Source organism: Streptomyces sp. CC53 (genome assembly GCF_001865245.1).
Taxonomy (GTDB): domain Bacteria; phylum Actinomycetota; class Actinomycetes; order Streptomycetales; family Streptomycetaceae; genus Streptomyces.
The window spans coordinates 34982-49045 of the sequence record NZ_MKXB01000192.1; the positions used below are offsets into that span (position 1 = coordinate 34982).

At 72.4% G+C, this 14064-nt stretch carries 10 protein-coding genes; 6 read left to right on the top strand and 4 right to left on the bottom strand.

What is annotated here, in order from left to right; all coding sequences use genetic code 11:
* The first annotated feature begins 122 nt into the window (after positions 1-122).
* The 4 genes from BJP40_RS24615 (at position 123) to BJP40_RS24630 (ending at position 9273) form a co-directional block, all read left to right on the top strand.
* Entirely contained in the window at positions 123-785 is a 663-nt protein-coding gene (locus tag BJP40_RS24615; protein WP_256220819.1) for a Uma2 family endonuclease, read from the top strand.
* A gap of 813 nt (positions 786-1598) precedes the next feature.
* Entirely contained in the window at positions 1599-3302 is a 1704-nt protein-coding gene (locus BJP40_RS24620; RefSeq protein ID WP_071282452.1) for a carbohydrate-binding module family 20 domain-containing protein, read from the top strand.
* 75 nt (positions 3303-3377) lie between these two features.
* Entirely contained in the window at positions 3378-8813 is a 5436-nt protein-coding gene (gene pulA / locus BJP40_RS24625) for a pullulanase-type alpha-1,6-glucosidase (RefSeq protein ID WP_071282454.1), read from the top strand.
* A 109-nt stretch (positions 8814-8922) separates the two neighbouring features.
* A complete protein-coding gene (locus BJP40_RS24630) occupies positions 8923-9273 on the top strand; it encodes a 5-carboxymethyl-2-hydroxymuconate Delta-isomerase (protein WP_071282455.1) in 351 nt (116 codons plus the stop codon).
* Here BJP40_RS24630 and BJP40_RS24635 read toward each other — a convergent pair.
* A complete protein-coding gene (locus BJP40_RS24635) occupies positions 9258-10001 on the bottom strand; it encodes a TetR/AcrR family transcriptional regulator (protein WP_071282457.1) in 744 nt (247 codons plus the stop codon). The two genes, BJP40_RS24630 and BJP40_RS24635, sit on opposite strands and share 16 nt — an antisense overlap.
* A 62-nt stretch (positions 10002-10063) precedes the next feature.
* On the opposite strand from BJP40_RS24635, the gene BJP40_RS24640 reads away from it, so the two are divergent.
* Positions 10064-10390: a hypothetical protein gene (locus BJP40_RS24640; protein WP_071282459.1), complete on the top strand. Its 327-nt coding sequence runs from the start codon at positions 10064-10066 to the stop codon at positions 10388-10390.
* A 158-nt stretch (positions 10391-10548) separates the two neighbouring features.
* Here BJP40_RS24640 and BJP40_RS24645 read toward each other — a convergent pair whose 3' ends face one another.
* The 3 genes from BJP40_RS24645 to BJP40_RS24655 all read right to left on the bottom strand — a co-directional run bounded on the left by BJP40_RS24645 (position 10549) and on the right by BJP40_RS24655 (position 12850).
* The gene (locus tag BJP40_RS24645; RefSeq protein WP_071282461.1) at positions 10549-11397 is read right to left on the bottom strand and encodes an SgcJ/EcaC family oxidoreductase; all 849 of its coding nucleotides are present in this window, start codon (positions 11395-11397) and stop codon (positions 10549-10551) included.
* Entirely contained in the window at positions 11394-12053 is a 660-nt protein-coding gene (locus BJP40_RS24650) for a hypothetical protein (RefSeq protein WP_079171436.1), read from the bottom strand. The genes BJP40_RS24645 and BJP40_RS24650 overlap by 4 nt, the downstream gene beginning before the upstream one ends.
* A gap of 110 nt (positions 12054-12163) precedes the next feature.
* Positions 12164-12850 (bottom strand): hypothetical protein, encoded by a 687-nt coding sequence (locus tag BJP40_RS24655; RefSeq protein ID WP_071282462.1) that lies wholly within the window; start codon positions 12848-12850, stop codon positions 12164-12166.
* Between the two features lie 139 nt (positions 12851-12989).
* On the opposite strand from BJP40_RS24655, the gene BJP40_RS24660 reads away from it, so the two are divergent.
* Positions 12990-14064 (top strand): GlxA family transcriptional regulator (locus BJP40_RS24660; protein ID WP_079171439.1); only part of this gene is annotated, 1075 nt, incomplete at its 3' end.

Consider the following 14064-nt stretch of genomic DNA (forward strand, 5'->3'; position numbering starts at 1 on the left):
AAGGCGCCTGCCGACGGCCCGGCGTCACGCTCAGCGTCGGTACCGTTGCCTTGTATCGCCCGGAGTGCGTCGGCGTATGGCTTCCGACTATGTCGTCGGACGGACGGGGAGAGGTGGACGCTGTGACAGAGCAGCCCATCGGATACGGCCCTGCGGACCGTGGTCCCCGCCGAGAGCGCGGCGTCCTGCGCGACGTGTCCGCTCCGCGCGCGCAGATGCGACCGGAGCAGTTCGAGTGCATCGCTGCATTCGGGGCCCGCGAGGACGTGACGATGGAGTTCATCGACGGAAGGGTGCGGGTCAGGCCGGCGGGGGACGGGAACCACGAGACGGTCGCCGTCTGGCTCACGAGGCAGTGCCTACAGCACCGCCCTGACCTCGGCTTGTTCACCGGCAAGGGGCTCAAGGTGGAGACCTACCGCAAGGGCTACGCCCGGCCGGACGGAACGCTCGCGCCGCTCAAGGCCTTCGTGGGCGCGGGGGAGTGGAGCGACCCTGATCCGGTCCTCCTGGTCGCGGAGATCACCTCGTTCGACTACGACACAGAGGTCCGGGACCGGAAGGAGAAGCCCCGCGCGTACGCGGAGTCCGGTATCCCGGTGTACGTCCTGATCGACCGGGACGAGGAGAGCATCACCGTCTACTGCAATCCCGTGGACGGCAAGTACCAGAGCGCTCCGTGCTACGACTACGGCGACCAGGTGGAGATCCCCGGCCTGGGCATCACCCTCGATACCGAAGAACTCAAGGACTACACGGGCCGGCCCGATTCCGGTCCCCGGTAGACGCCTTGTGGCCTGGGCGGGCCGTACGCGGACCGCGGTGCTGCTTCGGCGCTGCCCGAGCCGGTCCGGGACGAGGTGTCAGCCGACCTGCCCCGCATCAGGGCAGAGGGCGGGGGGCGGCGGGCCGGAAGTGGCGCGGCACGGCGAACGCGGCCCGCCCACCCGCCGGGGGCCATGCAGTCGGCGGGGCCGTCCTGCGCCCGCGGTGACGCCCCACTGGCGGCAGCGCTGCCCGACTGCCGGAGCCGGGGGTCGTACGCGAGGTGGGGGAGGGGCGCGCAGGTCGCGCGGCCGAGGCTGCGTGAATCGGCCGTCGGACCGTTGGGGCGAGTGGCCACTGAAAGGGGGGCCGCACACCGGCGCGACTGCGCGCGCGTTGCCGTAGGCGCCCGGTGGGATGGCAGGGAGGCCCGGGGCCCGCCCTGGTGTCAGGGGCGGCGGGGTCTTCTTCGAGCCCCGGGCCTCCCGGTTGGTGACCGGCCCGGCCGGCCGGGCGCGTGGGGCCGGCGTATGGGGCCGGTACCCTCGGCCGGCCGGACCGGAGTCGTCGTTGAACGTAGCCCCACTGCAATTCCTTGCGAAAGAGCTTGCAACCCCTTCATTGCCGGGGTTTCCGGGATGTGACCCGGGCGTAAGAGGAGTGTGTCGAAGGGGTTGACCTCCCCCGCCGGTGGCTCGTACGGTCACGTCCGAAAACCTTTGCTGCCTTCTTGCAGCAAGAGGCTTCACCCCCACATCGGCCTTGCGGGCACGGCGCGTTGTCGTACGAGGCTGCCTCCACTGCATCCGCACCTCCCCTCCCCAGGAGGAAACATGGCCAGAAGAACCGTGGCCGCCGCACTCGCCGTCGTGGCGGGAGCCGCAGTCGGCGTCACGGCGCCCGTCACCCAGGCGCAGGCCGCCGCGCCGGGCGACAAGGACGTCACCGCAGTGATGTTCGAGTGGAAGTTCGACTCCGTCGCCAAGGCGTGCACGGACTCGCTCGGGCCCGCCGGGTACGGCTACGTGCAGGTCTCGCCCCCTCAGGAGCACATCCAGGGCTCCCAGTGGTGGACCTCGTACCAGCCCGTCAGCTACAAGATCGCCGGTCGCCTCGGTGACCGCGCCGCCTTCAAGAGCATGATCGACACCTGCCACGCGGCAGGCGTCAAGGTCGTCGCCGACACCGTCATCAACCACATGGCCGCGGGCGACGGCGTCGGCACCGGCGGGTCGTCGTACACCAAGTACCACTACCCCGGCATCTACTCCGCCGCCGACTTCGACAACTGCACCACCAACGTCACCAACTACCAGGACCGCTGGAACGTCCAGCAGTGCGAGCTCGTCGGGCTCTCCGACCTCGACACCTCCGAGTCCTGGCCGCGCCAGCGCATCGCCGCGTACATGAACGACCTGCTGTCGCTCGGCGTCGACGGCTTCCGCATCGACGCGGCCAAGCACATGCCCACCGGTGACCTCGCCGCCATCAAGGCCCAGCTCACCGACCCGAACGTGTACTGGAAGCAGGAGGCCATCCACGGGGCCGGCGAGGCCGTCGACCCCAGCGAGTACCTCCAGAACGGCGACGTGCAGGAGTTCCGCTACGCCCGCGGGCTGAAGCAGGCGTTCCAGAACGACAAGCTCGCCTACCTGAAGAACTTCGGCGAGGGCTGGGGCTTCATGTCCTCCGGCCAGTCCGGCGTCTTCGTCGACAACCACGACACCGAGCGCGTCGGCGACACCCTCAGTTACAAGAGCGGCTCCGCCTACACCCTCGCCAGCGTCTTCATGCTGGCCTGGCCGTACGGCTCCCCGGACGTCCACTCCGGCTACGAGTGGTCGCACAAGGACGCCGGCCCGCCGAACGGCGGCCAGGTGAACGCCTGCTACAGCGACGGCTGGAAGTGCCAGCACGACTGGCGCGAGATCAAGTCCATGGTCGCCTTCCGGAACGTGGCCCGCGGTCAGGGCGTCACGAACTGGTGGGACAACGGCAACGACGCCATCGCCTTCGGGCGCGGCGACAAGGCCTACGTGGCCATCAACCACGAGGGCGGCGCGATCACGCGGACGTTCCAGACATCCCTCGCCGCCGGCAGCTACTGCAACGTCCAGAACGGCACCGCCGTCACCGTCGACTCCGCGGGCCGGTTCACCGCCACCCTCGGCGCCGGCACGGCCCTCGCCCTGCACGTCGGCGCCAGGGACTGCGGCGACGTGACCGACCCGCCGCCCGTCGGCGCCACCGGCGCCTCCTTCAACGTCGACGCCACCACCAGCTGGGGCCAGGACATCTACGTCACCGGCAACCAGGCCGCCCTCGGCAACTGGAGCCCGTCCGGTGCCCTGAAGCTCGACCCCGCCGCGTACCCCGTCTGGAAGCTCGACGTCGACCTGCCCGCCGGCACCGCCTTCGAGTACAAGTACATCCGCAAGGACGCCGCCGGAAACGTCACCTGGGAGAGCGGCGCCAACCGCACCGCCACCGTCCCCGCCGACGGCAAGGTCGTCCTGAACGACACCTGGCGCAACTGATCCCGCACCGACCGGGCCCCGCACCCGCCCGGGTGCGGGGCCTCCTCCCGTAGGACCCTCAACGAGGAGAACGTCTTGACACGCCCTCGCCTCCCGCGGCTCCAGCCCCCGCGGCTGCGCGCCACGCGGCGCAGATCGGCGGCCGTCCTCGCCGCCGCGACCGTGACGGCGCTCGTCGTCCCGGCCGTCGTCCCGGCGAACGCCGCACCCCGGCCGCCCGCCCCGCCGTCGGACCGGAAGCTGGCCGCCGAGCCCGCCCGGCACGACCTGACCCGCGAGCAGTTCTACTTCGTGCTGCCCGACCGGTTCGCCAACGGCGACCGCGGCAACGACCGCGGCGGACTCACCGGCACCCGGCTCCAGCACGGGTACGACCCCACCGACAAGGGCTTCTACCAGGGCGGAGACCTCAAGGGCCTCACGGAGCGGCTCGACTACATCAAGGGCCTCGGCACCACCGCCATCTGGCTCGCCCCGATCTTCAAGAACCAGCCCGTGCAGGGCCAGGGCGAGAACGCCTCCGCCGGCTACCACGGCTACTGGATCACCGACTTCACCCAGGTCGACCCGCACTTCGGCACCAACGACGACCTGAAGAAGCTGATCAAGCAGGCCCACGGCAAGGGCATGAAGGTCTTCTTCGACGTCATCACCAACCACACCGCCGATGTCGTCGACTACGAGGAGAAGTCCTACGAGTACCTCTCGAAGGGCGCCTTCCCCTACCTGACCAAGGACGGGAAGCCCTTCGACGACGCGGACTACGCCGACGGGACGCGCCGCTTCCCGAAGACCGGCCCGGGCTCCTTCCCCCGCAAGCCGGTCGTCGCCCCCGACAAGAAGGACCTGAAGGTCCCGGCGTGGCTCAACGACCCCGCGATGTACCACAACCGCGGCGACTCCACCTTCGCCGGCGAGTCCTCCACCCACGGTGACTTCGTGGGCCTGGACGACCTGTGGACCGAGCGTCCCGAGGTCGTCGAGGGCATGGAGAAGATCTACCAGCGGTGGGTGCGCGACTTCGACATCGACGGCTTCCGCATCGACACCGTCAAGCACGTCAACACCGAGTTCTGGACCCGGTGGGCCACCGCGCTCGACGCGTACGCGAAGAAGAAGGGCCGGCCGGACTTCTTCATGTTCGGCGAGGTGTACTCCTCCGACACCTCCCTCACCTCGCACTACGTGCGCGAGGGGCGGCTGGACGCCACCCTCGACTTCCCGTTCCAGGAAGCCGCCCGGAACTTCGCCTCCCAGGGCGGCTCCGCACAGAAGCTCGCCCGGCTCTTCGCCGACGACCACAAGTACACGACCGACAAGGCCAACGCCTACGAGACGGTCAACTTCCTCGGCAACCACGACATGGGCCGCTTCGGCACGTTCCTCCAGCAGGACAACGCCAAGGCCGGCGACGCCGAACTGGTCAAGCGGTACGGCCTCGCCAACGAGCTGATGTTCCTCAGCCGCGGCAACGCCGTCGTCTACTACGGCGACGAGCAGGGCTTCACCGGCGCCGGCGGGGACAAGGACGCCCGCCAGACCCTGTTCGCCTCCAAGACCGCCGACTACCTGGACGACGACCAGCTCGGCACCGCACGCGGCCACGACCGGGACGCCTACGACCCGGCGCACCCGCTCTACCGGCAGATCGCCGCGCTCGCCGCACTCCGCGCGGACCATCCGGCGCTCGCCGACGGCGTCCAGATCGAGCGGCACGCCGACGACGGCGCGGGCGTCTACGCCTTCTCCCGCATCGACACGCGGAAGAAGACCGAGTACGTCGCCGCCGTCAACAACGCCACCGAGGCCCGCACCGTCGAACTCGCCACCGACACCCCCGCCGGCACCGCCTTCCGCACCGTCTACGGCGAGGCGGCCACCGCCACCAGCGGCGGCGACGGCAAGCTCACCGTCACCGTGCCCGCCCTGTCGTCCGTCGTGCTGAAGGCCGGCCGGGCCGTCACCGCACCCGCGTCCGCGCCCACCGTCGAGCTGAAGGCCCCCGCCGCGGGCGCCACCGGCACCGTCGAGGTCACCGCCGACGTCAGCGGCGGGGGCGCCCTCAACCGGGTCGTCTTCGCCGCTCAGCAGGGCAACGGCAGGTGGCAGGTCCTCGGCTCCGCCGACCACGCCCCCTACCGGGTCAGCCACACCATCACCGCCCCGGAGGGCGCCACCGTCCGCTACAAGGCCGTCGTCGTCGACGCCCGCGGACGCACCGCGAGCGACCTCGCGCAGACCACCGCGGGCCAGGCCCCCGCGCCCGAGGTGCCGACCGCGACCCAGCGGGACTACGCGGTCGTCCACTACAAGCGCCCCGACGGGGACTACGACGGCTGGCGCCTCTACGCCTGGGGCGACATCGCCGAGGGCGAGGCCACCCCGTGGCCCGAGGGCCACGCCTTCACCGGCCGCGACGCCTACGGCGCCTTCGCCCACGTCAAGCTGAAGCCGGGCGCCTCCAGCGTCGGCTACCTCGTCATCGACGAGAACGGCAACAAGGACGTCTCCGCCGACCGCACCGTCGACCTGTCCAAGACCGGCGAGGTATGGATCGAGCAGGGCAAGGAGCAGTCCCTGGACCAGGCGCCCGACGGCGCCTACCCGCCGCAGGACACCAGCAAGGCCGTCCTGCACTACCAGCGCGCCGACGGCGACTACGACGGCTGGGGCCTGCACGTCTGGACCGGCGCCGCCGAGCCCACCGACTGGTCCAAGCCGCTCATGCCGGTCCGCACCGACCCGTACGGCGCGGTCTACGAGGTGCCGCTCGCCGAAGGCGCCACCTCCCTCAGCTACATCATCCACAAGGGCGACGAGAAGGACCTGCCCACCGACCAGTCCCTGGACCTGAAGGCGACCGGCCACGAGGTGTGGCTGCTCGGCGGACAGGAGAAGCACCTGCTGCCGCAGCCCAAGGGCGGCGGCGCGGCCCTGGACCTCACGCAGTCCGCGGCCGTGTGGATCGACGAGACCACCCTCGCCTGGAACGGCTCCTCCGCCGCCGCGTCCAGCCAGCTCCAGTACTCCCCGTCCGGCTCCCTCGCCGTCAAGGGCGGCGCGCTGACCGGCGGAACGGACACGGCCTGGCTGCGGCTGGGCAGGACGAGCCTCACCGACGCGCAGAAGGCCCGGTACCCGCACCTCGCGAAGTACACCGCGTACTCGGTCGACCCGCGCGACCGCGACCGGATCCGCACCGCCCTGCGCGGCCAGGTCGTCGCCACCCAGTACGCCGCCAACGGCGCCCTGCTGAGCGCCACCGGTGTGCAGATCGCCGGCGTCCTCGACGACCTGTACGGCGAGAAGGCCAAGACCAGGGCGCTCGGCCCGGTCTTCCACAAGGGCCGGCCCACCCTGTCCGTGTGGGCCCCCACCGCGCAGTCGGTCTCCCTCGAACTCGGCGGCCGCACCGTCCGCATGAAGCGGGACGACGCCACCGGCGTCTGGTCCGCCAGGGGCGGCAGGTCGTGGAACGGCAAGCCCTACCGGTACGTGGTGAAGGTGTGGGCGCCCAGCGTCCAGAAGGTCGTCACCAACAAGGTCACCGACCCCTACTCCACCGCCCTCACCACCGACTCCGCCCGCAGCCTCGTCGTCGACCTCGCCGACCCGAAGCTGGCCCCCAAGGGCTGGAAGACCCTGAAGAAGCCGGACGCCGTCCCGCTGCGCGACGCGCAGATCCAGGAACTGCACATCCGCGACTTCTCCGCCTCCGACCCGACGAACCGGCACCCCGGCGGCTTCCTCGCCTTCACCGACCGCGACTCGGACGGCATGAAGCACCTCGGGAAGCTGGCGGACAGCGGCACCTCCTACGTCCACCTGCTGCCGGCCTTCGACATCGGCACCATCCCCGAGAAGAAGTCCGACCAGGCCACCCCCGACTGCGACCTGCCCTCCCACGCCCCGGACTCCGAGGCGCAGGCGGAGTGCGTCGCGGCCGCCGCCGGCCAGGACGCCTTCAACTGGGGCTACGACCCGCTGCACTACACCGTGCCCGAGGGCTCGTACGCCTCCGACCCCGAAGGGACCCGCCGCACCGTCGAGTTCCGGCAGATGGTCAAGGCGCTGAACGACTCCGGCCTGCGCACCGTCATGGACGTGGTCTACAACCACACCGTGGCGAGCGGCCAGGACGACAAGTCCGTCCTGGACCGGATCGTGCCCGGCTACTACCAGCGGCTCCTCGCCGACGGCTCCGTCGCCACCTCCACCTGCTGCGCCAACACCGCGCCCGAGAACACCATGATGGGCAAGCTCGTCGTGGACTCGGTCGTCACCTGGGCCAGGGAGTACAAGGTCGACGGTTTCCGCTTCGACCTCATGGGCCACCACCCGAAGGAGAACATGCTCGCCGTCCGTGAGGCGCTCGACGCCCTCACCGTCGCGAAGGACGGCGTGGACGGCAAGAAGATCATCCTGTACGGCGAGGGCTGGAACTTCGGCGAGGTCGCCGACGACGCCCGCTTCGTCCAGGCCACGCAGAAGAACATGGCGGGCACCGGCATCGCCACGTTCTCCGACCGGGCCCGCGACGCGGTGCGCGGCGGCGGCCCCTTCGACGCCGACCCCGGCGTCCAGGGCTTCGCCTCCGGCCTGTACACCGAGCCCAACGGCTCCGCCGCCAACGGCACCCCGGCCGAGCAGAAGGCCCGACTCCTCCACTATCAGGACCTGATCAAGGTCGGCCTGTCGGGAAACCTCGCGGACTTCACCTTCACCGACACGTCCGGCAAGCAGGTGAAGGGCGCGCAGGTCGACTACAACGGCCGGCCCGCCGGCTACGCCGCCGCTCCCGGTGAGGCCCTCGCCTACGCCGACGCCCACGACAACGAGACCCTGTACGACGCGCTGGCCTTCAAGCTGCCCGCCGGCACGTCCCCGGCCGACCGGGCCAGGATGCAGGTCCTCGCCATGGCGACCGCCGCGCTCTCCCAGGGCCCCGCCCTGTCCCAGGCCGGCTCGGACCTGCTGCGCTCCAAGTCCCTCGACCGCAACTCGTACGACAGCGGCGACTGGTTCAACGCCCTGCACTGGGACTGCCGCCTCGGCAACGGCTTCGGCCGCGGCCTGCCGCCCGCCGCCGACAACCAGGACAAGTGGCCGTACGCGAAGCCGCTGCTCACCGCCCCGTCCCTGAAGGCGGGCTGCGCGCAGATCGACGGCGCCTCGGCGGCCTACCGGGACCTGCTGAAGATCCGCACCACGGAGGAGGCGTTCAGCCTGACCACCGCAGGCCGGGTGCAGGAGGAGCTGTCCTTCCCGCTCTCCGGCAAGGACGAGACGCCCGGCGTGATCACCATGCGCCTCGGCGACCTCGTCGTGGTGTTCAACGCCACGCCGGAGCAGCAGAAGCAGACCGTCCCGGCCCTGTCCGGCACGGACTACGCCCTGCACCCCGTGCAGGCGTCGGGCTCCGACGCCGCCGTGAAGGCCGCCGCGTACGACGCGGACTCCGGCACCTTCACGGCCCCGGCCCGCACAGTGGCGGTGTTCACCGCCCGCTGAGCCGGCCCCCGCACACCGCGCACGCCCCCGCCCCGGTCCGCCGGAGCGGGGGCGTCCGCCATCCGGTCGCGGTTTGTGCGCCCGCGCGGACGCGGGCGAGAGTGGGCGCATGCCGCAGATCACCATCGACTACTCGGACGCCCTCGGCGGTGCCTTCGACCGCCGCGGCTACGCCGCCGCCCTGCATCCCGTCGTCGCCGAGACCGTCTCCGCCCGGCTCGCCGCCTACACGACCCGCACCCGCGCGACCGGGGACACCACCGTCGGCGACGGCACCGGCCGCCACGCCGCCGTCCACGTCGAGATCGCCCTGCTCCCCGGACGCGCGCCGGAGGCGAAGGCCCGGCTGAGCGAGGCCGCGGTCGGGCTCGTGCGGGACTTCCTCACCCCCGTGGACGGCGTGACCGTCCACGTCTCGGCCGAGGTGCGGGACCTCGACGTGTCCTACCGGGCCGGCTGAGCCGGCACGGCCGGCACCCGCGCCAGCAGGGCACCCAGCCGGTCGAGGAGCCCGCCGAACGGCCCGTCGGCGGGCTCCTCCGCCAGCATCCGCACCACCAGCGCGGCCATCTCGTCGTCGTGGGCGGCGCTCACCGCGGCCAGCGCCGCGAAGTCGTGCACGAGCTGCACCTCCAGCTCGGCGCGCGGCACACGGCGGCCGTCCAGCCAGATCAGCGCCGTCGACTCGGCGAGCGCCACCCACGACCGCACGACCAGGTCCAGCCGGGCCGGCGGCGGCACCGGCACGCCCAGGTGGCTGAGGATCTGCTCGTACGCGGCCTGCCGCACCTCGTCGATCATCACGTTCGTCGCCGACGGCGCCCCCTCCGGCGCCGACCCGGCCGCCGGGCCGCCCCGCATCAGCGCGGAGAAGCCCGGCCCGTGGTCCTCCACGAAGTCGAAGAACCGGTGCATCACCCGCAGCAGCCGGGCCCCCAGAGGCCCCTCGTGCGGTTCGACGAACCGCGCCCGCAGCTCCTCGGCGGCGCGCCGCAGCGCCGCCTCGTACAGGCTCTGCTTGCCCGGGAAGTAGTGGTAGACGAGCGGCCGGGAGATGCCCGCGGCGGCGGCGATCTCGTCGATCGACACCTCGTCGGGGGAGCGGTGGCTGAACAACTCCAGCGCCACGCCGATGAGCTGCTGCCTGCGCTCCTCGACGCCCATCCGTCTGCGCACCCCGGTCGTCATGCGGACAGCCTAACCGCCTCCCTCGAACGGCCTCGGGTGCGCCGGTCCGTTACGCTCCGGGCATGACCACAGCCGACGACCGCGATATCCAGGACCGCGTCGAGCCGGAGGCGGACGTCCGCGAGCCGGACGGCGGCCTGACCCCCCGTCAGGCACGCCGCCTGGGTGTGGTCGTGGCGACCGTGCTGCTGGTGGCGCTGGCGGTCGTCCTGGCGCTGCGGCTGGCGAGCCGGGGCTCGGTGCTGGTCGTCGGGGTGTACGGGCTGGCCATGATCCTCTGCGGCGTGGTGATCGAACTGAGCCGCCACGGCCGCACCCGCCTCGGCATCTGGCTCCTCGGCACGGGTTTGGCCGCGGCGCTCGCGGCGGACTGGCTGCTGCTGCCGTAGCGGGGGCGCGCGGAGCCGCGGGGCCCGCACCGGTCGCGGCCCCGGGACGCACCGCGCCGGTACGCGGGCGCGGGCCGGCCAGGTGCCGGCCCGCCCCGGCGGGGTGTCCCCGGGGCGGGGCGCCCGGGAAGGCGGCGGGTCCCGCTGCCCGCGGGGGGTCAGGCGGACGGGCCGCCGAAGCCGTGCGCGGACAGGTCGAACCAGTTGCCCTCGGGGTCGATCGCCCGGTACTCGGCGAAGGGCCGGCCGGTCGCGCGCTCCGCCGGCTCCGGGACGCCGGCGGCGACCAGGGCGGCGGACACCTCGGCGGTGTCTCCGACGTGGAAGCCGAAGTGGTTCATCCCCACCGGGGTCTCGCCGTCGAGCCGGTGCTTGACCAGGGCCAGCGTCAGGTAGCCGTCGGAGAGGAAGCAGCTGCCGTCCGGGTCCCGGTGGAAGAGCTCCATCGCGAAGACGGAGGAGTAGAACGCGGCGAGCTTCTCGGGTTCGCGGGCCACGAGGGCCAGATGGCGCAGCTTCGGCCGGGGGCTGGGGTCGGTCACCGTCGGCTCCTGGGGTCGGGGTGTCTGCTGCGGGGTGCGGGCGGCGGGGATCATGTTGTGGAACGTGTGGATGAGCCAGCGGTGTCCGGCCGTCCGCGCCACGATCGCCAGCGCGTGGGTGCGGGCCAGCACCGCGCCGCCGGGTCTGCTGACGGTCGACTCCGCGTCGACCGCGGCGAGGCCGGGACCGAGGAAGCGGATGTTCGTGACGTCCGTCGCGAGTACGGTCCCCGCGTACAGCCCGCGGAAGAGGTCCGCGTGGCCGGCTTCGATGCCGGGCCGGCCGGCCGGCTTGTCGCCCCGCACGGTCGTGAAGTCGCAGTCCTCCGCGAAGCTCGCGGCGAACCGCGCGGCGTCGCCCTCCGCCCAGCCGCGGGCCATCGCGTCCCACAGGGCCCGGATCGCACCGGCGTCCCCCTGGCCACCGGCGCCCGCGGGTGGCGCGGACGCGCGCGTGCCCGTCACGTCCCGGGCCGTGTGCTCGTGCGGACGCGCAGGTCGAGCCCGGTGCACCCGGCGCCCTCGGGCGCGCCCGGCGGGGACGGTGTCCAGGCCGCGAGGGAGTGGAAGAAGGCGCCGGCCCGGCGTTCGAGGTAGCAGATCAGGTTGAGGGGCCAGCCCGCCTGCTCGAAGAGGTGGTGGTCCATGGGTGTGGGGCGCTCGCTGAGCACGTGGGCGCGTGCCGACGGCGGCCCTATGCGGTGCCAGTCCGGGTGCATGTGGATGGAGCCGAGCAGGTCCAGGCCGGCCTCTTCGGCCTGGCGGGCCGCCTTGAGGAGGTCGGCGGAGTCCATCCACCAGCCGCGGTGCTCGTTCTCGTAGGCCGGCCCGAACCGCGGCACGATGGTCTCGGAGAACTCCTGCCGGGCCGCCGGGTCGCTGGTGCGGGCGTTGCGGCCGAAGACGACGCGGCGCACGTGGAACGTCGCCGCCTCCGCCTGGCCGAGGAGCAGCGCGAAGCAGGGCAGGGGGGTTTCGGCGGTGAGGCGCCGGTACGCGCCGACCGCGACGGTCAGGAACGCTCCGAGTGCCTGGTCGTCGATCAGCACGGTGGCGGCGGTCGGGGCGCCGCACCGGGCCGGCGCCGGGGGCGGCGCGCAGGCCGCGGTCGTCGTGGTCATGGAAGGTGCTCTCGTGGGATCGGGATCGGGACGTGTTCCGCCGTGCCGGACGCAGGGCGCGCCGGGGCCGCGCCCCGGGACCGCGCCCTGCGCCGGCGGGGCGGGCGGGCTCAGGAGGGGCAGGCGCCGCGTTCCTCGGCCGTCATCGGACGGGAGCGGGCGATGAGGAGGTCGTTCTTCCCGGTGGGCGCGCTGAACGTGCTGTTCTTGATGACGACGTGCTTGTACCTCTTCTTCGTGCCGCTCCTGATCTTGACGCTCCGGTCGAAGTCGACGCGCAGGTCACCGGTGGCGGTCCCCATCTCCGCGGCCCTGCTGAACCAGCCGGCGTTGCAGGCCGGAACCGGCAGGCTGTTCGTCTGCGAGACGGTGCTCGACCGCGTCCACGTCTTGGTGTACTTGGCGGTCACCGCGACCTCCGCCGCGCCCCAGATGGTGGACTTCACCGACGAGCTCACCTCGAAGCTGTCCGAGCTCGTGACGGTGTCCGTCCAGGCCAGGGTGTGAGTGACCGTCGTGGAGGCGTAGTTGAGGACGCGGTCGCCCACCGGGTGCTCCGGCCCGGGCGCGGCCCGGTACGCGGTCGGGTCGTAGGTGACCTTGCAGTCGTTGTTCACGTAGGGAACCTCGGAGATGAGGTGCACGTCGTAGCAGATCTGCAGGGCCTTGGCCGCCAGGGGGTCGGAGGCGTCCAGCGTGAGCGTGCGGTTGTCCGCCGCCACGGCCGGTGAAGAGGTCAGGGCGAGCATCCCGGCCGCGATCCCGGCCAGGACCGGTCCCCGTCGCACTGTGGGCATGCGTGTGCTCCCTTGCGGGTCGTGTGGTCGAAGAAAGGGCGGGCCAGGCGCTGGGTGCGCAGGTGGTGGCTGCGGCGGGCCGGCCCGGCGACCACTCTGACGCACTGTCACGCCCGCGGGTGAGTGGTAGAAGTGGCGGATGCCGCAAGAATCCTTCCACGCCGTCCGTCAGGGGCCCGGCCCGCACCGTGTGGCGGTCCTTGTGGACGAGAACACCAACCCGTTCGAACTGGGCTGCGCCACGGAGCTCTTCGGTCTGCCCCGACCCGAACTCGACCATCAGCTGTACGAGTTCGTGCTGTGTGCCCCGGGTGACCGCACGGCCATGCGCAACCGTTTCTTCACCCTCACCGGGACGGCCGGCCTCGAAGCCGCCGAGGCCGCCGACACCCTGGTCGTCCCGAGCAGGCCGGACGTCACCCGTCCACGCCGTCCCGACGTACTGGACGCCATACGCCGCGCCCACCGCAGGGGCGCCCGGCTGGTCTCCTTCTGCACCGGCGCGTTCGCCCTGGCCGAGGCCGGTGTGCTCGACGGGCGCCGGGCCACCACGCACTGGCAGTGCGCGGAGCTCCTGCGCTCCCGCTACCCCGCCGTCCACGTGGAACCCGACGTCCTCTTCGTCGACGACGGCAGCGTCCTCACCTCCGCCGGCAGCGCCGCCGCGCTCGACCTCGGCCTGCACATCATCCGCCGCGACCACGGCGCGGAGACCGCCAACACCATCAGCCGCCGCCTCGTCTTCCCCGCCAACCGCGACGGCGGCCAGCGGCAGTTCATCGAGCGGCCCATGCCCGACCTGCCCGACGAGTCCCTGGCACCCGTGCTGGCCTGGGCCCAGGAACGCCTCGACGCCCCGCTCACCGTCGCGGACCTGGCGGCCGAGGCGGCCGTCAGCACCACCACCCTGTACCGGCGCTTCCGCACCCAGCTGGGCACCACGCCGCTCGGCTGGCTGACCACCCAGCGCGTCACCCTCGCCCGCCGGCTCCTGGAACGCGGAGACACCGGCATCGACGCCGTCGCCCGCCACAGCGGGCTCGGCACACCGGCCAACCTCCGCATCCTGCTGCGCCGCGAGACGGGCCTCACGCCCTCGGCGTACCGGCAGCGCTTCGGCCCGGAGCCGCACCCCGCGACCGGCGGCTCCTCGGCCGCGTCGCCTCCGCCGGCGTCGTCCGGTCCACCCGGGATGCCCGGTCCGTACGGCCCCG